We start from the raw sequence: 23,742 nt of genomic DNA on the forward strand, positions 1-23,742 counted from the left end.
GTTTCTCTCCTCGTCTTCACTTCTTGAGAGCGTTACTTCTCTGTGAGCTTCTTCAGGCTGGTGAGGCCAGCCTCGAAATCCTTGCCGATCATGCTGTCCATGTTGATGAACACCTGCATGACCTTGGACATCAACGGGGCCGGACCGTACATCGCCCACGTGACCAATGTGGCATCGCCTTGCGGCACAAAGGTGAACTCGGCGGTGTTGTGGCCTTCGAACGGACGCTCGAAATCGAGCTTGATGCGGAGCTTTGACGGCCCGTTCGCCTCGAGGATCTCCATGTGGCCGGCGCCGACATTATTATTGCCGTCCCAGGCATAGGTCGCGCCTTTGCCTTGTGCCGCTCCGCCAAAGGTCCGCTTCATGGCGGGATCGCGGTTCTCATAGGGCGACCAGCCGGTCCAGCGGTGGAAATCGGAAACGAGCGGATAGATCGCATCGGCCGGCGCCTTCACGGCGAGCGAGCGCTCGACGCGGAATGTGTCGGGTTTTGTGAGCGCGAAAACGAGGATGCCCGCTAGTCCGACCGCGAGCACGATGGCGATGATGGCAATGGCTTTCAGCATGAATGGCTCCCTGGATACGGGCAAAGGACGAACGGGGAACGGCGGGGCCGACAATTCGGCAACGGATTTTTGGCGCAGTCCCCGCCCCACGTCATGGCCGGGCTTGTCCCGGCCATCCACGTTCTTGGCGCGGATGGAAAGAACGTGGATGCCCGGGACGAGCCCGGGCATGACGGCGTCGAGAGAGCCAAGCCCTATTTCACCTTCACCTTGCCGGACGCCGCCTCCTTCGGCTGGCTGTCCCGGATCAGGCGATCGATGTGCATGCGGATGTGGGCGGCTTCGGCCGAGGTGTTGGCGAGCGCGATGGCGCGGTCGAAGGCAATGCGGGCTTCCTCGTTGCGGCCGAGCTGCATCAGGAAGGCGCCGCGCACGCCGTAGAAATGGAAATAGTTGGCGAGCTTCGGCGCCAGCGGCTCGATCAGATCGAGCGCGGCTTGCGGCCCGCGTACCTTGGAAACCGCGACCGCGCGGTTGAGCGTCACCACCGGCGACGGCTGCACCAGTTCGAGCGCGCCATAGAGCAGATCGATCTGGGTCCAGTCGGTCTCATCCGGCGTCGCGGCGCGCGCATGCAGCGCGGCGATCGCAGCCTGGATCTGGTAGGGCCCGCTGCGGCGGTGGCGCATCGCCTTGTCGATCAAAGCGAGACCCTCCGCGATCATGGTGCCATTCCACAACGCGCGGTCCTGGTCGTCGAGCAGGATCAGCGAACCGTCCGCGGCAAAGCGCGCGGCGCTGCGGGCATGCTGCAAGAGGATCAGCGCCGTAAGTCCCATGATCTCGGGCTCGCTCTGGAACAGCCGCAGCAGCAGCCGCGCCAGCCGGATCGCCTCCTCGCACAACGGCTTCCTGATCTCGACGGTATCGCCGCTCGCCGAATAGCCCTCGTTGAAGATCAGGTAGATCATCGCCGCGACGCCGGCGAGCCGCTCGGAGCGCTCGATCGCGCCGGGCGTTTCAAACGGCGTCCCGGCCTCCGCGACCTTCGCCTTGGCACGCGTGATGCGCTGCTCCATCGCCGCTTCGGACACCAGGAAGGCGCGCGCGATCTGCTTCACGGTCAGCCCGGAGACGATGCGCAGCGCGAGCGCGATCTGCTGCGTCGCCGGCAGCTGCGGGTGGCAGCAGATGAACATCAGCCGCAAAATGTCGTCGCGATAGTGCGAGCCGTCGAGCCGCTCGGCGAGCGCGCCTTCGGCATCGTCGAGATCGGAAATCGCCTGGTCATCCTCCGGCAGCGGCTGCTGCTTGCGGGTGCGTCGCACCTCGTCGATCGCGACGTTGCGGCCGACCATGATCAGCCAGGCCGCGGGATCGCGCGGCGGCCCGTTCTGCGGCCACGTCTTCAGCGCGCGCAGACAGGCGTTCTGAAACGCCTCCTCGGCGGTGTCGAGATCGCGGAAATAGCGCAGCAGCGCGCCGACCGCCTGAGGTCGCGCCGAGGTCAGCGCGGTCTCGATCCAGGCGGTGTCGGCCTCGCTCACGCCGAAATCCCTCCGGGCCGGAACACGCCGACGGGCCGCACTTCATAGGCGCCGCCGGGATTGGCCGAGCCGAGGTCGCGCGCGACGTCGAGGGCTTCGTCGAGGTTCTTGCAGTCGACGATGTAGAAGCCGAGCAACTGCTCCTTGGTCTCCGCATAGGGGCCGTCGAGCACCAGCGGCGGGTCTTCCTTTCGCAATGTCGCCGCCGCCGTGGTCGGCAGCAGCCGCGCCACGGGGCCGAGCCTGCCTTGCCTGGTGAGATTCTCCTGCACCACGGCGAGCTTCTTCATCACGGCCTCGTCCTGGTCCTTGCTCCAGGAGCCGACGAAGTCCTCGTCATGATAGCAAAGGATCGCATAAAGCATGGGCAGCACCTTCCCTGAACGCTTGTTTTAAAGACGATCCAATATGCCTCGGCCCGACAGGACTGCGGAAAGAATTTGCGAGAAAAATCCGTCGGATCGTGCCAAGGAGGGCCACCAAAAGCGGAACCTGACGAGGCACGTCGAATGACCATGGGTACACTGGCCGTCCTGATCAACAGCACGCAGCAGAACTGGCTGCCGGAGCGCTGGAAGGCCCGGTTCGACGCGATCAGCAGTGGCCGCCGCGTGGTGCTGCTGCCCGATGCCTCGCTCGATCCGGCCGAGGTGCACTATGCCGCGGTGTGGAAGCCGGTGCCGGGCGATCTCGGCGCCTTCCCCAATCTGCGAGCGATCTTCAATCTCGGCGCGGGCGTCGATGCGCTGATGGCGGACCAGAGCCTGCCTGACGTACCGCTGGTACGCGTCGCCGTGCCTGATCTCACCAATCGCATGACGGAATATGTCGTGCTGCATGTCCTGATGCATCACCGCCAGGAGTTCTACCTGCGGGACTCGCAGCGCGCAAAGCGCTGGGAGCCACTTTATCAGTGGCCAGCCGGTGCCGTCACGGTCGGCATGATGGGCTTGGGTACGCTCGGCGCCGATGCGGCTGACGTGCTGCGGCGGCTCGGCTTCCGCGTCGTCGGCTGGAGCCGCAGCCCGCGCGCGATCGAGGGCGTCGAGTGCTTCCACGGCACTGACGGAATGGACGCGTTCCTGCGCAAGACCGATATTCTCGTCAGCCTGCTGCCGCTGACGCCTGATACGCACGGCATCCTCAACCGCGACGTCTTCACCAAGCTCAATCGCAAGGGTCCGTTCGGCGCGCCCGTGCTGATCAATGCCGGCCGCGGCGGCCTTCAGAACGAAGCCGACATCCTGGCCTGCCTCGACGACGGTACGCTGGGCGCCGTCTCGCTCGACGTCTTCGTGCAGGAGCCGCAGCCGAAGGACAGCCGCTTCTGGACTCACCCGAAGGTGCTGCTGACCCCGCACAACGCGGCCGACACCGATGCGGACGCGATCTCGGCCTATGTCGCCGAGCAGATCGCGCGGTTCGAGAAGGGCGGCGCGCTGGAGAACGTGGTGGACCGGGTGCGGGGGTATTAGCCGCCCGAAGGATGCGCTCCGGCTCAGATGGTCGGACGCATCGGCCCCTGCGCAAGCGCCAGCAGGGCCGCTGCAAGCGCGACCGCGGCCTTGTCCGGCCTGGTCTTTTCGTAGAGCGCGAATTCGAGATCAGGCAGCGTCGGCAGCCCTTCGGCGATTCCGAGAACACGCAGGCCCGCTGTGATCGCGCTGAGCGGAAGAGGCGTGATGGCGAGGCCCGCGACGGCGGCTGCGCGCACGCCAGTCAGGCTCGGGCTGGTGTAGACGATCTCCCAGGCGAGTTCGCTGTCGCGCAGGGCTGACAGCGCCGCATCGCGCGAGACCGAGCGCTCGCGATACAGCGCCAGCGGCACGGACACGCCGGGGACGAGATCGAACGTGTCGGCCGCGGCCCAGACCAGCGGCTCGCGCCACACCAACCGTCCCTTCGAGGTTCCGAGCGGACGCTTGGCGAAGACCAGATCGAGGCGGCCTGCACCGAGTTGTTCGATCAGCTCCGCACTGACCCCGATCTGCACCTCGAGCTTGACGCGCGGATGGAGCGCGGCGAAGCGGCCGAGCGCCGATGGCAGCGAGCCGCCGGCCACTTCCTCGACAACGCCAAGACGAACCGTTCCCGACAGGCGCGGCGCACTCAGCCGTTCCCGTGCAGCCTCTTCGAGCTGAAGCAGACGGCGGGCGTCGCCGAGCAGCATTTCCCCTTCGTCCGTCAGCGCGACACTGCGCGTCGTTCGCCGGAACAGGGGCCGGCGCGTCTCGGCCTCCAGCCGCTTGATCTGCTGGCTGATCGTCGACTGGGTCAGGTTGAGTCGCTCGGCCGCGCGGTGAAAGCCGCCATAGTCCGCCACCGCGACGAAGGCCCGCAACAGTTCGAAGTCGAGCACGGCATTGATCCGATTTTATGATCAATCATATTATACAATATCGTTTCTATAATCAATGATAGGCTCCTACGTTCGCACCAGCCCAACAGCAAGCGAACGAGGTTCATCATGTCCAGCTCATCACGACATCAGGCCGACCGCACGTCGCGGCTGACCCGCGCCCGGGACGTCTGCAGCTTCAGCGGAAAGATCTGCCCGCCCGAACAGGCGACGCCATTGCTCGAAACGATCATCATGTCCGGCGACCGCGTCGCGCTCGAAGGCGACAATCAGAAGCAGGCGGATTTTCTCGCCGCCGCGCTGGCCAAGATGGATCCGGCGCGCGTTCACGACCTGCATATGGTGCAATCGGTTCTGGCGCTGCCCGAGCACCTCGCGGTGTTCGAGCGCGGCATCGCCAACCGTCTGGATTTCTCCTTCGCGGGGCCGCAGGGCCGCCGCCTCGCCGAGCTGGTCGCCGCCAAGTCGCTGAAGATCGGCGCGATCCACACCTATCTCGAACTCTATGCCCGCATGCTGGTCGACCTGACGCCGCAGGTCGCGCTCGTCGTCGCCGACAAGGCGGACCGCGACGGCAATCTCTACACCGGTCCGAATACCGAGGACACGCCGACCATTGTCGAGGCCACCGCATTCCGCAGCGGCATCGTCGTGGTCCAGGTCAACGAGATCGTCGACCGGCTGCCGAGGGTCGATATTCCCGGTGACTGGGTCGACGTCGTGGTGCAGGGCCCGAAGCCCTATCGGATCGATCCCCTGTTCACGCGCGATCCCGCCAAGATCCGGGACGAAAACGTGCTGATGGCGATGATGGCGATCGCCGGCATCTACGAACCGTTTCAGGTGGCGCGCCTCAACCACGGCATCGGTTATGCGACCGCGGCGATCGAGCTGATCCTGCCGACCTTCGCCGCGCAGCGCGGGCTGAAGGGCAAGGTGGCGCGGAATTTCGTGCTCAACCCGCACCCGACGCTGATCCCCGCCATCGAGGCGGGCTTCGTCGACAACGTCTATTGCTTCGGCTCGGAGCTCGGGATGGAGCGCTATGTCGCCGGGCATGCCGATCTGTTTCCGGTCGGCGCCGACGGCAATCTGCGCTCGAACCGCGCGCTGGCGCAGATCGCCGGGCAATACGCCTGCGATCTCTTCATCGGCGGCACGCTGCAAATCGACGCGCAGGGCAACAGCTCGACGGCGACCCGCGACCGGATCACCGGCTTCGGCGGTGCGCCGAACATGGGCGCGGACGCGCGCGGACGGCGCCACGACAGCCCAGCCTGGCTGCAAGCGGGCCGGGAGGCGGGCGAGAGCCTGCGCGGCCGCAAGCTGGTGGTGCAGATGGTGCAGACGCGCCAGCCGAACGGCGCACCGAGCTTCGTCGAGCGTCTCGATGCGTTCGACCTCGCGGTCTCCGCCGGCTTCGCGCTGCCGCCGGTGATGGTCTACGGCGATGACGTCACCCACGTCGTCACGGAGCAAGGCGTCTGCAACCTGCTGCGCTGCCGCTCGGCGGAAGAGCGCGAAACCGCGCTGCGCGCCATCGCCGGCGACACCGATTTCGGCCGGCGGCAATCGCCTGCGGTCACGGAGAGCCTGCGCCGGCGCGACATCGTGATGCTGCCGTCCGACCTCGGCATCGACACCACGACGGCGACGCGCGACTGGCTCGCTGCCAAGACCATCGACGATCTCGTCACGGCATCCGGCGGGCTCTACGAGCCCCCCGCAAAATTCCGCAACCACGCAACGGTTTGAGCAGGAGATGACAATGAATCCGGCAACCCAGAGTCCGCGCGGCGTCCTGCCCCCACTCGATCGCGCCAGCCAGCTCGCAGCCTCGCTGCTGTCGGAGCGCGGCGAAGCATCGGGCGCGCTGATCGCACGTGAGCTGCACGACGCCATCCGTGCGCTCGATCCCGAGGCGAGATTCGGTTTTCAGCATTTCCTCGCCACCGCGTTTCAGCCTGACCGGGCGGCGCTGCGCGCAGCCGCCGAGCGCTATCTTGCGGATGATACGGCCGAGGCCGCCGCGACGCTGGCGAAGGCGGCCGATCCGCCGCGGCAGGAGGTGTTGCGCCGCATGAACATGGCGCCGGGCGGCACAGCGTCGCTGGTCGCGATGCGCAGCGAGATCGGCGGACGGCTCGGCACGGAGCCCGAATTGAAGCTGCTCGACGCCGATTTGAAGCATCTGTTCGCGTCCTGGTTCAATCGCGGCTTTCTGACGCTTGAGCGCATCGACTGGCAATCCCCCGCCGCGGTGCTGGAGAAGCTGATCGCCTATGAAGCCGTGCACGAGATCCACGGCTGGGACGATCTGCGGCGGCGCCTGGCACCCGACCGGCGCTGCTTCGCCTTCTTCCATCCCGCGCTTCCGGGCGAGCCACTGATCTTCGTCGAGGTGGCGCTGGTGGAAGGGCTGGCCGCCGCCGTGCCGCCCTTGCTGGTACAGGATTTCGACGCTGATACGGCGCGTGCGCAGGCCGCGCGCGCCGACACCGCCATCTTCTACTCGATCTCCAATTGCCAGGACGGGCTGCGCGGCGTCTCCTTCGGCAATTTCCTAATCAAGCAGGTGGTCGAGGAATTGCGCAGCGAGTTTCCGCGGCTCAATCGCTTCTCCACCCTGTCGCCGGTGCCGGGCTTCCGGCGCTGGCTCGGCCGTCACGCCGCCGCCGACGAGCATCTCTCGGCGTTGTTGCGCGAGACGGATGGGCAGGCTTGGTGGCAGGATCAAGAACGGAGCGAGCGCCTGCGCACCGGCCTGCTGCGGTCATGCGCGCTTTATCTGACGCAGACGGCTGCGGCCGGGAGCAGGATCGACCCGGTGGCGCGGTTTCACCTCGGAAACGGCGCACGGTTGGAGCGCATCAACTGGCTCGGCAACACCGCTCCGCGCGCGATCGAGGAATCCTTCGGGATCATGGTCAACTACCTCTACGACCACGACAGCATCGAGGAGAACCACGAAGCGTTCGCACAAGACGGCCGGATCGTGCGGTCCGCGGCGGTGGATGCGCTGCTGGGAGGCGATGCACGCACCGTCTCTTAGCGACACCTACCCTTTGGCGCCCACCATCACGTCGATCGCGCCCTTCACGATCGCCTCCAGATCCTTGCGCGAGACGCGGGCGCGTGAACGGATCGCAATGGAGTGCACGGTTGACGATGCGACCTGCGCCAGCACGGCCGGCTCGGCGCTCTCCGGCAGCTCGCCCTTCTCCTTCGCCTTGCGGAAGCAATTGGCAAAGGCCTTGTCGAGCTCGGTAAGGCCATCGAGCACCATCGCGCGGATCTCGGGATCGCCGACGGCTTCCGATGCGGCGGTCACCACCGTGAAGCAGCCCCGCGGACCGGTCTCGCCGGAGAGATAGATGTTCAGCGCGGAGGCGAAGATGCGCTCCAGCCGCTGGCGCACCGGCATTTCCTGGCGAAAAATCTCCACCATCGATGCCCGCGCTTCCTCACGATAGCGCTGGTAGCTCTTGATGTAGAGCTCGCGCTTGTCGCCGAAGGCGCCATAGAGGCTCGGCCGGTTCATGCCGGTGGCTTCGCTCAAATCATCCAGCGACGTCGCGGCAAAACCCTGCCTGCGGAACAGGTCGAGCGCCTTGCCGAGCGCGACGTCCGGCTCGTAGGCGCGCGGCCGTCCCCGACGCTTGGGCTCGCCGCGGCGCTCGGGTTCGCTGGCAGCAGCTGGCGGCTTTGATTTTTGTACCATTTCGCAAATTAATCCTTGACCGTCGATATAATATGCAAGATGGTACAAAAATCAATCTGGCCAGGTTGAGCGACACTCCGAAAGTCACAACGAGGAATTGCCCAAGGAGGCCCAAGATGGATCTTTATTTCTCGCCGCTCGCCTGTTCGATGGCGACCCGCGTCGCGCTGTACGAAGCCGGCGCCGAAGCGAATTATCTCGAAGTCGATCCGCCGACCAAGACAGTGCTGAACGACGGCACCGACTTCCGCACCGTCAACCCGATCGGACTGGTGCCGACGCTGCGCACCGACGAGGGCGTGGTGCTGACCGAGAACGCGGCGATCCTGCAATATGTCGCCGATCGCTTCCCGCAATCCGGCCTCGGCGCCACGGCCGGCATCGATCGCACCCGGCTGCATCAATGGCTCTGCTTCATCGGCACCGAGCTGCACAAGGGCCTCTTCATCCCGCTGCTCGACCGCAAGGCGCCGCAGGAGATGAAGGCCTATACGCTGGAGAAGAACCTGTCGCGGCTCGACTATCTCGACAATTACCTGAAGGGGCGCGAGTTCCTGCTCGACCATTTCAGCGTGGCCGACGCCTATCTCGTCACGGTCATCAACTGGACCATGGCGACGCCGCCGATCGAGCTCGCCAAATGGCCGAACCTGAAGGCGTACCACGACCGCCTGCGGCAGCGGCCGTCGGTGGCGAAGGCGATCGCCGAGGAGTTCGAGCTGTACAAGGCCGAGCAGGCGCGGAAGAAGGCCGCGGCGTAAGGCAGTCCGATTGAAACGCCGTCCCGGCCGCATGGCCGGGACGGCGCGACTTCAACCGCCGTACAGCACCCGCGGCAGCACCGTGACGATGCCGGGCCACAGCGTCAGCAGCAGCACGAAGCCGAACATGATGATGAGATAGGGCAGCGTGACGCGCGCGATATAACCGAGACCGTCTTCGGTCAGGCCCTGGATCACGAACAAATTGAATCCGACCGGCGGGGTGATCTGCGCCATCTCGACGGCGAGCACCAGGAAGATGCCGAACCAGATCTCGTCGAAGCCGGCGCCCTTCACGATCGGCAGCACGATCGGCAGCGTCATCACGATCATCGAGAAGCCGTCGAGGAAGCAGCCCAAAATCAGATAGAAGATGATCAGCACCACGATCAGCATGAACGGCGACAGGCCGAGGCCTTTCACGAAGGCGGCGACAGCCTGAGGGATGCCGAGGAACGCTGCGGCATTGCCGAGGATCGATGCGCCGAGCACGATCAGCGCGATCATCGAGCAGGTCACGACCGAGCCGATCAGCACGTCGCGGATCACCTGCTGCGACATCGAGCCTTGCACCCAGGCGACGAGCCCGGCGCCGAGCACGCCGACGGCCGCGGCCTCCGACGGCGTCGCGAGCCCGCCATACATCGAACCAAGCACGCAGGCGATCAGGAACAGCGCCGGCGCGAGATCCTTCAGCGCCGCGAAACGCTCGCCCCACGGCACCTGCGAGAGCTTCGCTTCCGTCTCCGGCACCATCGCGGGCTTGAGCGTCGTGTGCAGCATGACCCAGCCCATGAAGGTGGCGGCCAGCAGCAGGCCGGGCAGCACGCCCGCGGTAAAGAGCTTGAGAATGGAAACATCGCCGAGCACGCCATAGATGATCATGATGTTGGACGGCGGGATCAGGAAGCCGAGCGTGCCGGCGCCGGCGAGCGAGCCGATCGCGATGTCGCGCGAATAGCCGCGGCGCAGCAGCTCGTTGAGCGACATGCGGCCGATCACCTGCGTGGTCGCAGCCGACGAGCCGGAGATCGCCGCGAAGATGGTGCAGCCGATCACGTTCACATGCAGGAGGCGGCCCGGCAGAAGGCCGGCCCAGGGCGCAAGGCCTTGAAATAGTGAGCGCGACAGGCGGGTGCGGAACAGCAGCTCGCCCATCAGGATGAACAGCGGCAGCGCCAGCAGCTCCTGCGTGGTCAGGATGTTCCAGGCGTATTGCGGCAGCAGCTTGTCGAGCGGGATCGAGCGGAACATCGCGAGCAGCAGCGTCGCGGTGAGCGCAAGCGTGAGGCCGATCCAGACGCCGCCCGCCAGGAGCGCGAACAGAATCACGAAGAGAGCGACGACTTCGATGGTCATGGAATCCTGGATCCGGGAGCGAGCAAGGCAATCATTCGACGGGAGAGGCCTTCATGCGGTGATCCTCCAACGGCAGGCCGAGCGCCGCCTGGATCGTGCGCGCCAGGAACTGGAGGGTGAGCAACAGCATGCCGAAGGCGACGACCGCTTGCGGAAACCACAGCGGCGTATCGCTCGAAGTCGAAACCTGGCCACGAACGAAGGCGCCCCAGGCGAATTTGGCCATGGCGGAGGACAAGAACGCCATGAAGGCGAAGCCGGCAGCCGCCGAGAGAACCTCGATCGCGCGCTGCACCGGTGGCGGCACGTTCTTGAGGAGCAAGACGACGCGGATGTGGCCGCCGACGCGCAGTGTCATGGCGGCGCCGAAGGTAAAGGACGCCGCCATCAGGTAGGACGAGTATTCCCAGGCGATCGAGATCGTCGGCGGGAAGAACGGCAGGAAGTTGGAGAGGAAGCGCGTGGCGACCTCGCACAACATCAGAAACGTCAGCATCAGCAGGCAGCCGCCGCCGATCCAGCCGTCGAGCCGACCGAGACGGTCGATGCCGTCGAGCAGGATGCGAAGCGGCGCGGGCGCCGCCGCGTTGAGACTTTGCGGAGCCGCGGGCGAAACGCTGGTCATGGCCTGGACCTCAGCGCTTCATTTCGGCGAGATAGGCCCGCACCGGCTTGTCGGCCGCCGGCACGCGCTTGAGGAACGCATCGAGCTGCGGCGCGGTCTTGGCCCGGATGTCCGTGATCATGGCGCCCGAGACCGGCACCACCTCCATGCCGCCCTCCTTGAGGCGGTTGAGGCTGTCGACGTCGGCCTTGAGCGAGTTCGCCCAGAAGGCGGGCTCCATCTGGGCTGCGACATCCGCAACGAGCTTCTGTTGATCGGCGCTGAGCGCTTTCCACGAGTCGAGATTGACGGTGAGCATCTGCGACGACCAGACATGGTTGGTCGGGTAGATGTACTTCAGAAACTCCCAGAACTTTCCGTCGACGCCCGACACCGCCGAGGTGGAGACGCCCGACACCGCGCCGGAAGCGAGCGCCGGAATCGTTTCACCCCAGGGGATCATCACCGGCGCCATGCCGACGACCGCCAGCATATCCACCGCATTCTTGTCGGGCACGCGGATCTTGATGTTCTTCAGGCCCTCGATATCGGCGACCTTGGTCTTGAGATGCAGGTACTGCGTCGGCCACGGCACGATATAGAGGATCTTCTGGTTGTTGCGCGCAGCGACCTTCTCGTATTCGGGCCGCACATATTTGTGCAGCACCTTCAACTCGTCCATCGAACCGCAGAGGAAGGGAATGCTCTCGACGCCCATGAAGGGCTCGTCGCCGACCTGCTGGATGTTGAGGACGTCGGCGAGCGGCACGAGGCCATCGCGCACGGCGCGCAGATGCTCCGGGCCCTTGAAGCCGAGCTGGCCGCCGGCCTTCACGGTGATCGCGACCGAGCCGCTGCTCTGCTTCTTGACCTCTTCGGCGAAGGCTATCGCATTCTGGGTGTGGAAATTGCCGTCCGGCCACACCGTCGACATATCCCAGCTCACGGTCGCGGCCCGCGCACGGGTCGAGATGTGGCCGGCGGCGAGCAGCGTCGCTGCGCCCACAGTGAAGTTACGTCGCGTGATCATTGAGCCCCTCCGTTCACGACGCGCGATGCAACAGCATCAACGCGCGTACCCATAAACCGCAGCCGCATTGTCAGCGGACACCAGCCCGCTCTCGATGTCGTCCTTCACCGCCGTGCGATCGCGCTCGCCGGGAGCACCGATGCCGGCACCGCCGGGCGTGAGCACCACCAGCCGGTCGTCCGGCGGCACCTGCTGGAAGCCCTTGCCGCGCAGCTTCTTGCCGGACTTCAGGCCGACATAGCCGGCCTCGCCGTTCTTGCCGCCGTCACGGCCGCGCGGCGGGTGATCGATGCGATCGAACGCCGCCAGAATGTCGAACGGCGCATCGACGCCGCTGCCGACCTCGATGATCTGGCCGAGGCCGCCGCGGGTGCGCCCTGCCCCGCCGGAATCTGGACGCAGCTCCTTGCGCCAGAAGATCAACGGCGTCTGTGTCTCCGCGATCTCGACCGGCGTACCGCGCACGCCGCTCGGATAGGCGGTTGCCGACAGGCCGTCCTTGCCGAAGCGGGCGCCGGTGCCACCATTGGACGTCACCGCCATCGAGAACCCGTAATTGCCGCCGGCGCCCGAACGCGTCTGGCCGCGCACATTGAGATTCCACAGACACGAGGTGCCTTCCGCCGGAACGCGCTCGGGAATGATCTGGCGCAGGCAGCCGAACACGACGTCGGGCAGCATCTGGCCGATGATGTGGCGCGAGGCGACCGGCGCCGGCTTCGGCGCATTGAGGATCGCGCCGGGAGGCGCCGAGACCGTCAGCGGCGAGAGCGAACCGGCATTGTTCGGGATCTGCGAGGCGACGACGCAGCCGAGGCCGAACACGGTGTAGGCGATGGTGTAGGACAAGGGCACGTTGATGCCGAACTTCGAGGCGGCGGTGGTGCCGTCGAAATCGACGTGAATGCCTGCATCCGAGATCGTCAGCGTCGCGGCCAGCGTCACCGGCGCATCATAGCCGTCGACCACCATGGTGTTGCGCCAAGTCCCCTTCGGCAGTTTGGCGATCTCGGCAAGCACCGCCTCGCGCGAGCGGTCGCAGACGTAATCGCCGAGCTCGTCGAGCGTGTCGATGCCGAACTCGGTCATCATCTCGACCAGCCGCTCGCAGCCGACATCGTTGCAGCCGGCCAGCGAATAGGTGTCGCCCTCGGTGTCGATCGGCAGCCGCGTGTTGGTGCGGATCATCGCCATCAGCGTCTCGTTGACGACGCCCTGGTCAATCAGCTTCAGCATGGGGATGTAGAGCCCCTCCATGAACACGTCGGTGGCATCAGGGCCAAAGCCGATGCCGCCGATGTCCATGAGATGGCTGGTGCAGGAGAACAAGGCGACGACCTTGCCGTCCTTGAAGCAGGGCGTGGTCACGACGAAGTCGTTGAGATGGCCGGTGCCCATCCAGGGATCGTTGGTGATATAGGCGTCGCCCTCCTTCATCGTCGCCAGCGGGAAGTGGTCGATGAAGTGCTTGACCGATTCCGCCATCGAGTTGACGTGACCGGGCGTGCCGGTCACCGCCTGCGCCAGCATGCGCCCCTTGAGGTCGAACACGCCGGCCGAGAGATCGCCGCATTCGCGCACGATCGGGCTGAAGGCGGTGCGGAGCAGCACCTGCGCCTGCTCCTCGACCACGGCGATCAGCCGGTGCCACATGATCTGAAGGTCGATCAGGCTCGCGCCATTTGCCTTGCTCATGATCAGGCCGCCTTCCGTTCCATGACGATGCTGCCGGCACCGTCGATATGCGCGTCAAAACTGTTCGAAACAAAAGTAGATGTTTCGTCCTCGGCGATCACGGCGGGGCCGGCGATGGTGGCGCCCGGCGTCATGTCTTCGCGGCGATAGAGCGGGATCTCGATCACCTCGCCTGCACGGCCGTCGAAGAATTTGCGGCTGCCGGACGCCTTGCCTGCCGGCGTACGCGCGACGGCAGCGACGGTGGACGGATTGCGCGCATCGGTGGTCGCGAGCACCGACCAGCTCAACACTTCGATCGCGGCCCCCGGTATCGATCGCTCGAACAACGCGGAGTAATCCGCCTCGAACTTCTGGCGGAGGCCGGCGAGATCGGCCGATGTCAGCGGCCGGTTCGGCAGCTCCACCGTGATCTCGTGACCCTGGCCGACATAACGCATGAAAGCCGCGCGGCGTTCACGCACGGGCGCACCGGCGGCACCTGGCTCCACCAGCGCCCGCGCTTCGGTCACCATCTCCTGCAAGAGATCTGAAACCGCCTTGGTGTCGAAATCGTCGAGCCGGACGTGACGGCTGCGCACCAGCTCGTAGGCAATGGGAGCGGCCAGGAAGCCGACAGCCGAGCCCACGCCGGCATTCGACGGCACGATCACACGGGACACGCCGATTTTCTCGGCGACACGCGCGGCATGCAGGGGCGCTGCACCGCCGAAGGCGATCAGCGTATGCTGGCCGACAATCTCGCCGCGCTCAACCGCATGCACGCGGGCGGCGCTGGCCATGTTTTCGCAGACGACCTCGTGCACGGCATAGGCCGCGGTTTCCGCCGACAGGCCCAGCGGCTCGCCGACGGCGCGCAGCAGCGCCTGTTTCGAGAGCTCAGGATCAAGCTTGATCGTGCCCCCCGCAAAGGCGTCGGGATCGATCATGCCGAGCGCCACGTCCGCATCCGTCACGGCCGGACGCTGGCCGCCGCGGCCGTAGCAGGCCGGTCCGGGCTCCGACGAGGCACTCTCGGGGCCCACAGTCACGCGCTTCATCGCGTCGACATGGGCGATCGAACCGCCACCGGCGCCGATCTCGACCATCTCGATCACGGGGATGCGCACCGGCAGACCGGAGCCTTTCAGGAAGCGTGCGGCACGATCGACCTCGAACACGCGCGAGGTCTCGGGCTGGTATTTCTCGATCAGGCAGATCTTTGCAGTCGTGCCGCCCATGTCGAAGGAGAGCACCTTGGTCTCGCCGAGACGCGCCGCGATCTGCGCCGAGAAGATCGCACCGCCCGCAGGACCGGATTCGACGAGACGCACCGGAAAGCGCCGCGCCGTCTCGATCGAGGTGACGCCGCCGCCGGAGGTCACGAGATAGATGGCGCCGCGATACTGCTCGACCTGCAAGGCATCGGACATGCGCGCAAGATAGCCGTCGATCAGCGGTTGCACATAGGCGTTCGCGACAGCGGTCGATGTGCGCTCGTATTCGCGGATCTCCGGGCACACGGCGGACGATATGGTCACGGAGATGCCCGGCATTTCCTCGGCGAGGATCGCAGCCGTGCGGCGCTCGTGCTCGGGATTGGCATAGGAATGCAGGAAGGCGATCGCGACGCTCTCGACCTTCAATTCGCGCAATCTTGGCGCGAGTGCGCGCACGGCCGCTTCGTCCAGCGGGAGGCGGACGGCGCCATGCGCGTCGATGCGCTCGGACACGGTAAAGCGCAGGGACCGCGGCGCCAGCGGCTTCGGCTTGTCGATGCCGAGATCATACTGGTCGTATCGGCTCTCGGTGCCGATATCGAGCACGTCGCGAAAGCCGTCGGTTGCGATCAGCGCAGTCTTGGCGCCGCGGCGCTCGATGATGGCGTTGGTTGCCAGCGTCGTGCCGTGAATGAAGACATCGATGTCGCTGATATGCGCACGCGCGTCAGTAAGGATGAGACGCATTCCATCCAGCACCGCCTGCTCCGGCCGCTGCGGCGTCGTCAGCACCTTGCGGGTTTTGCGCACCTCGCCCACGTCCAGCACGATGTCGGTGAACGTGCCACCGATATCAACGGCAAGCCGTACTTCGGCTCCCTCAAGCATTCCAAAATACTCCGGCTGATCGTCAGAACTCAGGGCGAAAACGCAGCAATTTCCATGCCATGAAGCGCGCGGGCAACGCTACGCACGGCTATTCTGCGCGGCACCTATGCAATAGGCAAGGCGTGTTCGCGTCGCATCCGATCAGAGCAGGAATGCAAGCGCCGCTTCGCAGCGCTCCTCGACCTTGAGCGTCAGCAGATCGTCGGCGCGGGTGCGTCCGAGATTGACCGCAGCGATCGGGATTTGTCGTTGCGCGGCGGCCTGCACGAAGCGGAAGCCGGAATAGACCATCAGCGAGGAGCCGACGATCAGCATCGCGTCGGCCTGCGCCAGGTGATCCTGCGCATCGGCGACGACGTCGCGCGGAACGTTCTCGCCGAAGAACACGACATCAGGCTTGAGGATGCCGCCGCAGGCGTCGCAGGCCGGCACCTGGAACGACGAGAAATCCGCGTGATCGAGATCGGCATCGCCGTCAGGCGCGTCCGCAGCGTCGAGCGTCAGCCATTCCGCATTGGCGCGGCCGAGCGCATCCTGGAATTCGTTGCGCGGCGTCCTGGCGCCGCAGCCCATGCAGCGGACGAGGTCAAGCCGGCCGTGCAAGTCGATCACCTGACGATGGCCGGCAGATTGATGCAGGCGGTCGACATTCTGGGTCAGCAGCATCCTGCACCGCCCGCTCGCCTCGAGCCGGGCAAGCGCATGATGGGCATCGTTCGGCTTTGCCTGGCCGAAGCGGCGCCAGCCGATCAGGCTGCGCGCCCAATAGCGTTGGCGCGTATGTTCCTCCGACATGAAGGCCTGGAAATTGACCGGCTGGGTCCGCTTCCAGTTGCCGTGGCTGTCGCGGTAGTCGGGAATGCCCGAATTGGTGCTACAGCCGGCACCGGTCAACACGAAAAGGCGTTCGTGCCGTCCGACGAAGTCCTGGAGCGGTTGGTTTGCCAGCGGAGGGTTTGCCATGGCGCAGATGTAGTCCGCGCCGGCGGGTTTTGCCAGATCACGGCCGCTTCGGCGGCTCGAACCCGGCGATCAGCTTCACGAGCTCGCTCTGCCGTGCGGTGCCGGTCTTGCGGAAGACGTTGTGGAGATGGGTCTTGACCGTGGCCTGCGTCAGCCCGAGGGCCTCGGCCAGCGCCTTCACCCCGCTCACCTTCATGACGGAATCGAGCACGCGGATCTCACTGGCCGTGAGCTTGTAGAGCTTGGCGAGCGCCTCGAGCGGGGGCGGACTTGCCAGCGAGGTCCTGCGCACGAAGACAGCGGCGACGGCGGAATGCAACGCACCGGTGCGCTGGCGGTCGCCCGAGGTCAATGGCAGCACGTCGGCGAACCAGCGGCCTTGCGCGCCGACGATCGGAATCGAGCCGCCATTGTCGGCGGTGGCATTGCCGTTCTCGGCGGCGACAAGCGCCTCGCGCAGTGCGCGCTGGGCCTCGGGCCCCGTTGCGGTCAACATGCCATTTCGCTCGGTGAGCAGCGCGCCCTCGCTCAGCATGAACCGTCCCGGCTCATTGGTGAAAACGAGGCGTCCATTGAGACCGACCATGAAGACGGCGGCAGATACGCTGTCGATCGCCTCGGTCAGAATTGCCTGCGCTCTCTTGCTCTGGTCGAACAGCCGCCCGATCCCGACTGCGCGCTGAAAATGCGGCACGATCAACGCGAGCCGGCGGCGATCGTCGGCATCGGCGAGGCCGTCCTTTTCATGCATGCGGACGGCGAGGATCGAGGCGCTCGTCGCAGTCTTCTCCAGGTTCGCCGCGAGGGCGTCGATGATGCCCTGCGGCTTCATCCATTCCGCGTAGAAGCGGGTCTCGGCGATCTCATCGAAGGGGATGAGGTCGCAGGATCCGCACACGACACCAGCCTCGACAAAGGTGGCGGCCGGAAAGCATGGGTTCAGGGGAAGATATTTCTCGAAATAGAGCTGCGTGTAGCGTGGATCTTCATTGAAGATGTGCAGCACCGCGGATTGCTCCGTGGCCGCATCGTGCCAGAACAGGCTTCCGGAGGAGCCACCGACGAACAGGCAGGCCTGCTCCAGCGCGCGAGGCCAAAGCGTGGGATCGAGCGCGGCGTCGTAAACGAGGCCGATCAGATCTGAAAGCAAAGCGGCTTCAGACGTCACGGCCGACTCTCGAACATGTCGCACAACAGATTTGGCATTTGCGCCTTCAGTAACACGCTACCACGATGTACGTGACGACAGCAAAACTTCAACCGTTCGATTGACGCAATGCGCCATGCGCGATGCAACGGTGTGCAATCATCATCGGCTTACAGCGCGATCGACCTGCTGCATCGTTGAGCAATCGCGATCGTCTTCGTATGCCCCGGGGGCATCGACATGAGCTATTTCGAGGGCACACTCGATTTCGCCGGAACAGGCTGCTTTTGCGAGACGACGGCCTTGCTAGCTGGCGCTTCAGGCGCCGGCGGCGCGACCGGTGCGGATTGACCGACCGACAACGAGACGCCGAACACACGCCATTGTCCGTCGACGGGTGCGAACAGCAGCTCGAAATTCACCTGTGACGGCACCGACGGAAAAAATCCCGCCATGTGCAACAGCCCGTTCGGCTCGATCTGCGGCAACAAGGACAATTGCGGATCGATGACGGCGACGCCGGAAAGGTCGAGCTTGTCGCCGCGCTGCTTGGCAAAGATCTCCGCAAGTCTCGCGGCGGTGTTGGCCTGGAATCCGGGCGCGCCGAGGTCGCGCAGCACGGTGTAGTTCCCGGTCTTGTTGGCCTGGTCGAGCGCGAGCAGCGTCGAGCGGATCAACATCAAGACGCCATTGCGGTCGATGTTGGCAGGCTTGGCTGCGGCCTGCTGCTGCGCGGACGGCGGTGGCGCAGCCTGGTGCGGCTGTGGCGGGGTCTGTTGCGCATACGTCGTCACCGCGCCCAGGATCAGGAGCCCGAGAACCAGAATACCGAGGCCGGCACTCACCCAACGCAGCGTCATCGCGAAAGCGTTCTTCCTACCACTGGATCGAAACGGCACCACGTCCGCCTGCAACGTTACGCTCGAGCCCGACGCCGCCACCGGCATTGGCGATGATCGCGTAGTTCTTGCCGTCGTAAAGCAGTGCGGTGGCGCCGACCGCGAACGCATTGGCACCCTCGAAATTGCCGTAGCCGGCCGAGAGCGCGAATTTGCGGCCCGCCTGCAACGCCGGCATCGAACCAGCCGCGAGCGCCACGGCCGTACCGCTGCGCGCTTCCAGCCGGTTGTCCGTCACCTGTGACTGTAACGAGGTCACCTGCGATTGCAGCGAGGTGATGTTCGCCGGGTTGAAGGTCGACGTCGCCAGATTGCCGGCGGCGTCGGTGGTGACGAAGGACACCGGCCCGCTCTGCGCCGCAAGGCTTGCCGAAGACGCGACGCCAGCCAATCGATAGGTGTTGCTTGCCGTACCGATCGCAACCTGGTTGGCAGCCGTCGCTGTCGCACCAACGCCGACTGCGGTGGAGTTCGCGAACCCGGCGGATGCGCCATTGCCGATCGCAGTTGCGCTGCTCGCGGCGGCATTGGCTCCGTCCCCGAGGGCTGTGGAGGATGCCCCCGTTGCAGCGCTGCCCGCGCCGATTGCGATCGCTCGATCGCCGGAAGATTGCGCGCCGAAGCCGGCCGATCCGTCGCCGGTACCTCCGATTGCGATACTGTAATTGCCGGACGCGACGGGAGCGGCGCCAGGAGCTCCGGCGCCGATCGCGGTGCTGGCGATGCCGGTTGCTTTGCTGCCGCCGCCGTTCGCTGTGCCGTAGTCGCCGCTTGCAGAGGCGGACGAACCAGTCGCCGTGCTGCTCACGCCGCTTGCGGTGCTGATGTAGCCGGTGGCGGTGCTGAAGAAGTTGTTCGCCTTGCTGCTATCACCGATTGCCGTGCTGCCGACGCCGCTCGCAGTGCTATCGCCAAGTGCCGTGCTGACCGTACCGGTCGCATTGCCGCCGCACGCGAACGAGTTGATGCCGGGCGCCGAACCAAGGGCGGTGCCGGTTCCCGCCTCGCCGCAGACCGTTTGCGCGGCAGCCGGCGCCGGGAGCGCCAGGGCGATCATCAGAGCAGCCGCGAGGGCGAACAAGACGGGCGCCACGTCCCCCGACGAGACGTCGATCAGACGAAACATCGCTTCACGGATCACACGAGGCATTTGCGCTCCCAATTCCAACGGCGGTCGCGAATGTGAGGCAGCAGCCCGAGGCGGGCATCAACCGTACGGTTGAGTTCGCCCGAGCGGGCCGGGCTGGCGGCCCGGTTTTTTCCGACTGTTGCTGGATTGCGACGTTCAGCTCGCCCAGTTCTCGCGGAACTCCGGAAACAGCGTCAGGCCTCCGCAGGCATAGATGGTCTGTCCGGTGATGTAGCTCGCTTCATCCGAGGCGAGGAAGGCGAACACGGCCGCAATCTCTTCCGGCGTGCCGACGCGGCCGAGCGGAATGTGACTGGTGACAACGCCGCGCTTTTCGGGATCGCCGGTCCAGGCCGCGTTGATCGGCGTGTCGATTGCACCCGGGCCGACCGCATTGACGCGAATGCCGCGGCCGGCGAATTCCAGCGCCAGCGTGCGCGTCAGATTGGCCATGCCGCCCTTGCTGATCGAATAGGCGAGATAGCCGGGTTTTGGAATGATCTGGTGGACGCTGGAGCAGTTGATGATGCTGCCGCCTGCCCCACGCGCGACGAAATGCGCCAGCGCCTTCTGCGCGCAGAGCACGGCGCCGTTGAGATTGACGTCGATGATGCGGCGATAGGTTTCGATGTCGAGCGCCTCACTCGGCGATTCCCGCTGGAAGCCGGCATTGTTGACCAGACAATCGAGGTGCTTCCAGCGCGCCAGGATCGTCTCGAACATCGCCGCGACCTCCTGCTCATTGCTGACGTCGGCCTTGACGATGATATGGTCGAGTTTGCCGTGACCGCGGTCGCCCGATCCCGTCCGCGCCAGCGCGAGCGTCTCCTCGGCTCCCTCGGGATGACCGAAATAGTTGATGGCAACCGTTGCGCCTTCCTGCGCAAGCCGGATCGCGACGGCGCGGCCGATGCCTTGCGAGGCGCCGGTTACCAGCGCGTATTGGCCGACGAGGCGCGAGGAAAACGAGGTTGAGCGGTCGATCTGGGACATGAGCTTTCTCCGGGATGCCTGATCATGGATGGAACCGGCATTTTGTTCCATCCCGTTGACGCATCGCTGGGATTCATGCAGCGCGGCGCGCAAGCGGTGAGGCCAGGATCTGGTACAGGATGATGGCGCCGAACGTTGCCGTGCCGATGCCGCCGATCGTGAAGGCGCCGAATTTGAGCGTGAGGTCGCCGGCGCCCGCGGTCAGCGCCACGGCGACGGTGATCAGATTCGCAGGATTGGCGAAGTCGACCTTGTTCTCGACCCAGATCCGGCCCGCCATCGCCGCGATCAATCCGAACAGCACGATCGAGAGCCCGCCGATGACCGGTCCCGGGATCGACAGGATCAGCGCACCGAATTTCGGCGAGAAGCCGAGCGCAATCGAAACCGCCGCCGCGAACGCGAACAGCAAGGTCGAATAGACCTTCGTCGCCGCCATGACGCCGATGTTCTCGGCGTAGGTGGTGACGCCGGTGCCGCCGCCAAACGCCGCAACGATCGTCGCGAGGCTGTCGGCGAACAAGGCGCGGCCGAGATAGCCATCGAGGCTCCGGCCCGTCATCGCGCCGACAGCCTTGATGTGACCGAGGTTCTCGGCAACGAGAATGACCGCGACCGGTGCGATCAGAAAGATGGCGTCGGCCTGAAAGGTCGGCGTGGTGAAGCTCGGCAGACCAAACCACGGCGCGGCGCTGAGTGGTGCGAAGTCGATAGGCTTTCCGAAACCGAACCCATTCGCGAACAGAAAATACAAAAGATACCCGCCAACCGCGCCCAGGATGATCGGCAGGCGCCGCCACAGGCCCGGAGCCGCAACGGCTAGCACACCGATCATCAGCACAGTGGCGAGCCCGATCCCAGTGTCGAACCCATTGGCGCTCACAGCCTTGACCGCCACGGGCGCAAGGTTGAGGCCGATCGCGGCGACCACGGCGCCGGTGACGGCCGGCGGCATCAGGCGCTCGACCCAGGCGATGCCCGACCACATCACGATCAGCGCGATCACACCGTAGAGAACACCGGCCCCGACGATGCCGCCGAGCGCGACCGAGAGATTCGGGTTCGGCCCCTGCCCGGCATAACCGGTGGCGGCGATGACGACGGCGATGAACGCGAAGCTCGAACCGAGATAGCTCGGCACGCGACCCGCGACGATGACGAAGAAGATCAGCGTGCCGATGCCGGAGAACAGGACCGCGACGTTGGGATCGAACCCCATCAGCAACGGTGCGATGATCGTCGAGCCCGACATCGCGACGCAATGCTGAAGACCGGAGACGACGGTCTGCCCCCACGACAGCCGCTCCTCCGGCATGATCACGCCCGAGGTCTTGAGTTTCCAACGCGGAAAATAGCCCTGTGATTGCCCGTCCGGGCCGGTTGCGATCGTCATGTTCCCCCCGTTGCGGTGCAGCGACTGATCTTCGTGCGATCCGACAAAAATGTGATTGTCGCTTCTGCGGCGGTCATCACATGATGGAACACATAAAAGATTCAACACTTGCAAGATTCAAAATCTTGTCGCGCCAAATCAATACGTTCCGGGGCCCACAATATGACACAGATCGCGATCCAGCCAGCCGTCCATCGCCGGCACCAGCCCTGGTACAAGATCCTCTACATCCAGGTGCTGATCGCGATCGCGCTCGGGGTGCTCATCGGCTATCTCTATCCCGATCTCGGCAAGGCCCTGAAGCCGCTCGGCGACGGCTTCATCGCGCTGATCAAGATGATGATCGCACCTGTCATCTTCTGCACCGTGGTGCACGGCATCTCCTCGATGGGCGACTTGAAACGCGTCGGCCGGGTCGGGCTGAAGTCGCTGATCTATTTCGAGACGGTCTCGACCGTCGCGCTCGCCATCGGCCTGCTGGTCGGCGAGGTTCTCCAGCCCGGGCATGGCTTCAACATCGACCCCGCGACGATCGATCCGAAGTCGGTCGCGACCTATGTCACCAAGGCTCACGAGGAGGGCATCGTCGCCCATCTGATGGCGATCATCCCGGACAGCTATGTGGGCGCGATCGCGCGCGGCGACCTGTTGCAGGTGCTGCTGGTCTCGATCCTGTCGGGCTTCGCCATCGCCTTCCTCGGCAAGACCGGCGAGCCCATTGCGGAGGCGATCGACAAGGCCGCAAAGATGTTCTTCGGCATCATCCGCATCATCGTCCGCGTCGCGCCGATCGGCGCGTTCGGCGCAATGGCGTTCACCGTCGGCGCCTATGGGCTCGGCTCGCTGCTCAATCTCGCCGCCCTGATCGGCACGTTCTATCTCACCAGCATGCTGTTCGTGCTGATCGTGCTGGGCTCGATCGCCCGGCTCGCCGGTTTCTCGATCCTGCGCTTCATCGCCTATATCAAGGACGAACTGCTGATCGTGCTTGGCACCTCGTCGTCGGAGACGGTGCTGCCGCAGATGATCCAGAAGATGGAGCATCTCGGCGCCTCGCGCTCGGTGGTCGGCCTCGTGATCCCGACTGGCTACAGCTTCAATCTCGACGGCACCAACATCTACATGACGCTGGCGACGCTGTTCCTGGCGCAGGCGACCAACACGCATCTGACCATCTGGCAGGAGCTCGGCATTCTGGGCATCGCCATGATCACTTCGAAGGGTGCCTCGGGCGTCACCGGCGCCGGCTTCATCACGCTGGCAGCAACGCTCTCGATCGTGCCTGACATTCCGATCCAGTCGATCGCGATCCTGGTCGGCATCGACAAGTTCATGAGCGAGTGCCGCGCGCTGACCAACCTGATCGGCAACGGCGTTGCCTGCGTCGTCATCAGCATCTCCGAAGGCGAGCTCGACCGCGAAGCGCTGCACGAGACCATGGCCCATCCGTTCGAGATGGGCGAAGCGCTGGAACCGGGCGGCGGTGCGGCGTCGTAGGCCGCGCACATCGCAGGTCATCACAGCGGTATTTTACCGGAGTGGTCAA

At 65.3% G+C, this 23,742-nt stretch carries 21 protein-coding genes; 5 read left to right on the forward strand and 16 right to left on the reverse strand.

Annotated elements, in window-relative coordinates; genetic code table 11:
- Positions 1-32: 32 nt before the first annotated feature.
- From kdpF to AB7532_RS30945, 3 genes are all read right to left on the reverse strand, one after another.
- Positions 33-569, reverse strand: coding sequence for a K(+)-transporting ATPase subunit F (kdpF, locus tag AB7532_RS30935; RefSeq protein ID WP_441238452.1), 537 nt, complete (start codon positions 567-569; stop codon positions 33-35).
- A gap of 194 nt (positions 570-763) precedes the next feature.
- Positions 764-2,056: an RNA polymerase sigma factor gene (locus tag AB7532_RS30940; RefSeq protein WP_441238453.1), complete on the reverse strand. Its 1,293-nt coding sequence runs from the start codon at positions 2,054-2,056 to the stop codon at positions 764-766.
- Entirely contained in the window at positions 2,053-2,421 is a 369-nt protein-coding gene (locus AB7532_RS30945) for a YciI family protein (RefSeq protein ID WP_441238454.1), read from the reverse strand. The genes AB7532_RS30940 and AB7532_RS30945 overlap by 4 nt, the downstream gene beginning before the upstream one ends.
- A 144-nt stretch (positions 2,422-2,565) precedes the next feature.
- Here AB7532_RS30945 and AB7532_RS30950 point away from each other — a divergent pair, with 144 nt between their 5' ends.
- Positions 2,566-3,531, forward strand: a complete 966-nt coding sequence (locus AB7532_RS30950) for a 2-hydroxyacid dehydrogenase (RefSeq protein WP_441238455.1) — start codon at positions 2,566-2,568, stop codon at positions 3,529-3,531.
- 23 nt (positions 3,532-3,554) lie between these two features.
- Here AB7532_RS30950 and AB7532_RS30955 read toward each other — a convergent pair whose 3' ends face one another.
- Positions 3,555-4,415 carry a LysR substrate-binding domain-containing protein gene (locus AB7532_RS30955; RefSeq protein WP_441238456.1) on the reverse strand — a complete coding sequence of 287 codons (861 nt, stop codon included), beginning with the start codon at positions 4,413-4,415 and terminating at the stop codon, positions 3,555-3,557.
- A gap of 108 nt (positions 4,416-4,523) precedes the next feature.
- Here AB7532_RS30955 and mdcA point away from each other — a divergent pair, with 108 nt between their 5' ends.
- A complete protein-coding gene (gene mdcA / locus AB7532_RS30960) occupies positions 4,524-6,170 on the forward strand; it encodes a malonate decarboxylase subunit alpha (protein WP_441238457.1) in 1,647 nt (548 codons plus the stop codon).
- A 13-nt stretch (positions 6,171-6,183) separates the two neighbouring features.
- The gene (locus tag AB7532_RS30965; RefSeq protein ID WP_441238458.1) at positions 6,184-7,467 is read left to right on the forward strand and encodes a malonyl-CoA decarboxylase domain-containing protein; all 1,284 of its coding nucleotides are present in this window, start codon (positions 6,184-6,186) and stop codon (positions 7,465-7,467) included.
- 6 nt (positions 7,468-7,473) lie between these two features.
- Here AB7532_RS30965 and AB7532_RS30970 read toward each other — a convergent pair whose 3' ends face one another.
- Complete coding sequence (locus tag AB7532_RS30970; RefSeq protein WP_441238459.1) at positions 7,474-8,136, reverse strand: TetR/AcrR family transcriptional regulator; 663 nt, start codon at positions 8,134-8,136, stop codon at positions 7,474-7,476.
- 116 nt (positions 8,137-8,252) lie between these two features.
- Here AB7532_RS30970 and AB7532_RS30975 point away from each other — a divergent pair, with 116 nt between their 5' ends.
- Positions 8,253-8,897 (forward strand): glutathione binding-like protein, encoded by a 645-nt coding sequence (locus AB7532_RS30975; protein ID WP_441238460.1) that lies wholly within the window; start codon positions 8,253-8,255, stop codon positions 8,895-8,897.
- Between the two features lie 51 nt (positions 8,898-8,948).
- On the opposite strand, the gene AB7532_RS30980 is transcribed toward AB7532_RS30975, so the two are convergent.
- From AB7532_RS30980 to AB7532_RS31030, 11 genes are all read right to left on the reverse strand, one after another.
- Positions 8,949-10,256, reverse strand: coding sequence for a TRAP transporter large permease (locus AB7532_RS30980; RefSeq protein WP_441238461.1), 1,308 nt, complete (start codon positions 10,254-10,256; stop codon positions 8,949-8,951).
- Between the two features lie 31 nt (positions 10,257-10,287).
- Positions 10,288-10,881 (reverse strand): TRAP transporter small permease subunit, encoded by a 594-nt coding sequence (locus tag AB7532_RS30985; RefSeq protein WP_441238462.1) that lies wholly within the window; start codon positions 10,879-10,881, stop codon positions 10,288-10,290.
- Between the two features lie 10 nt (positions 10,882-10,891).
- Positions 10,892-11,890: a TRAP transporter substrate-binding protein gene (locus tag AB7532_RS30990; RefSeq protein WP_441238463.1), complete on the reverse strand. Its 999-nt coding sequence runs from the start codon at positions 11,888-11,890 to the stop codon at positions 10,892-10,894.
- A gap of 36 nt (positions 11,891-11,926) precedes the next feature.
- Positions 11,927-13,585, reverse strand: a complete 1,659-nt coding sequence (locus AB7532_RS30995; protein ID WP_441238464.1) for a hydantoinase B/oxoprolinase family protein — start codon at positions 13,583-13,585, stop codon at positions 11,927-11,929.
- A 2-nt stretch (positions 13,586-13,587) separates the two neighbouring features.
- Complete coding sequence (locus AB7532_RS31000) at positions 13,588-15,672, reverse strand: hydantoinase/oxoprolinase family protein (RefSeq protein ID WP_441238465.1); 2,085 nt, start codon at positions 15,670-15,672, stop codon at positions 13,588-13,590.
- 141 nt (positions 15,673-15,813) lie between these two features.
- Complete coding sequence (locus AB7532_RS31005) at positions 15,814-16,635, reverse strand: NAD-dependent protein deacetylase (protein ID WP_441238466.1); 822 nt, start codon at positions 16,633-16,635, stop codon at positions 15,814-15,816.
- A gap of 37 nt (positions 16,636-16,672) precedes the next feature.
- On the reverse strand, positions 16,673-17,803 hold the full coding sequence (locus tag AB7532_RS31010; protein WP_441238467.1) for a helix-turn-helix transcriptional regulator: 1,131 nt from the start codon (positions 17,801-17,803) through the stop codon (positions 16,673-16,675).
- 224 nt (positions 17,804-18,027) lie between these two features.
- Positions 18,028-18,642, reverse strand: a complete 615-nt coding sequence (locus tag AB7532_RS31015; RefSeq protein WP_441238468.1) for a hypothetical protein — start codon at positions 18,640-18,642, stop codon at positions 18,028-18,030.
- Between the two features lie 16 nt (positions 18,643-18,658).
- Entirely contained in the window at positions 18,659-19,849 is a 1,191-nt protein-coding gene (locus AB7532_RS31020) for a YadA-like family protein (RefSeq protein WP_441238469.1), read from the reverse strand.
- 117 nt (positions 19,850-19,966) lie between these two features.
- Entirely contained in the window at positions 19,967-20,803 is an 837-nt protein-coding gene (locus AB7532_RS31025) for an SDR family oxidoreductase (protein WP_441238470.1), read from the reverse strand.
- Between the two features lie 73 nt (positions 20,804-20,876).
- Positions 20,877-22,196, reverse strand: coding sequence for a solute carrier family 23 protein (locus AB7532_RS31030; RefSeq protein WP_441238471.1), 1,320 nt, complete (start codon positions 22,194-22,196; stop codon positions 20,877-20,879).
- Positions 22,197-22,358: 162 nt separating this feature from the next.
- Here AB7532_RS31030 and AB7532_RS31035 point away from each other — a divergent pair, with 162 nt between their 5' ends.
- On the forward strand, positions 22,359-23,693 hold the full coding sequence (locus AB7532_RS31035) for a dicarboxylate/amino acid:cation symporter (RefSeq protein ID WP_441238472.1): 1,335 nt from the start codon (positions 22,359-22,361) through the stop codon (positions 23,691-23,693).
- Positions 23,694-23,742: the final 49 nt, after the last annotated feature.

It is taken from the genome of Bradyrhizobium sp. 930_D9_N1_4 (assembly GCF_052076015.1).
Classification (GTDB): domain Bacteria; phylum Pseudomonadota; class Alphaproteobacteria; order Rhizobiales; family Xanthobacteraceae; genus Bradyrhizobium.

Coding starts and splice junctions, on each gene's coding strand:
- AB7532_RS30965 (WP_441238458.1), top strand. CDS start 6,184: ATGAATCCGGCAACCCAGAGTCCGCGCGGCGTCCTGCCCCCACTCGAT.
- AB7532_RS30950 (WP_441238455.1), top strand. CDS start 2,566: ATGACCATGGGTACACTGGCCGTCCTGATCAACAGCACGCAGCAGAAC.
- AB7532_RS30980 (WP_441238461.1), bottom strand. CDS start 10,256: ATGACCATCGAAGTCGTCGCTCTCTTCGTGATTCTGTTCGCGCTCCTG.
- AB7532_RS30945 (WP_441238454.1), bottom strand. CDS start 2,421: ATGCTTTATGCGATCCTTTGCTATCATGACGAGGACTTCGTCGGCTCC.
- AB7532_RS30995 (WP_441238464.1), bottom strand. CDS start 13,585: ATGAGCAAGGCAAATGGCGCGAGCCTGATCGACCTTCAGATCATGTGG.
- AB7532_RS31015 (WP_441238468.1), bottom strand. CDS start 18,642: ATGACGCTGCGTTGGGTGAGTGCCGGCCTCGGTATTCTGGTTCTCGGG.
- AB7532_RS31005 (WP_441238466.1), bottom strand. CDS start 16,635: ATGGCAAACCCTCCGCTGGCAAACCAACCGCTCCAGGACTTCGTCGGA.
- AB7532_RS30985 (WP_441238462.1), bottom strand. CDS start 10,881: ATGACCAGCGTTTCGCCCGCGGCTCCGCAAAGTCTCAACGCGGCGGCG.
- mdcA (WP_441238457.1), top strand. CDS start 4,524: ATGTCCAGCTCATCACGACATCAGGCCGACCGCACGTCGCGGCTGACC.
- kdpF (WP_441238452.1), bottom strand. CDS start 569: ATGCTGAAAGCCATTGCCATCATCGCCATCGTGCTCGCGGTCGGACTA.
- AB7532_RS31000 (WP_441238465.1), bottom strand. CDS start 15,672: ATGCTTGAGGGAGCCGAAGTACGGCTTGCCGTTGATATCGGTGGCACG.
- AB7532_RS31030 (WP_441238471.1), bottom strand. CDS start 22,196: ATGACGATCGCAACCGGCCCGGACGGGCAATCACAGGGCTATTTTCCG.
- AB7532_RS30970 (WP_441238459.1), bottom strand. CDS start 8,136: ATGGTACAAAAATCAAAGCCGCCAGCTGCTGCCAGCGAACCCGAGCGC.
- AB7532_RS31035 (WP_441238472.1), top strand. CDS start 22,359: ATGACACAGATCGCGATCCAGCCAGCCGTCCATCGCCGGCACCAGCCC.
- AB7532_RS30990 (WP_441238463.1), bottom strand. CDS start 11,890: ATGATCACGCGACGTAACTTCACTGTGGGCGCAGCGACGCTGCTCGCC.
- AB7532_RS31025 (WP_441238470.1), bottom strand. CDS start 20,803: ATGTCCCAGATCGACCGCTCAACCTCGTTTTCCTCGCGCCTCGTCGGC.
- AB7532_RS30975 (WP_441238460.1), top strand. CDS start 8,253: ATGGATCTTTATTTCTCGCCGCTCGCCTGTTCGATGGCGACCCGCGTC.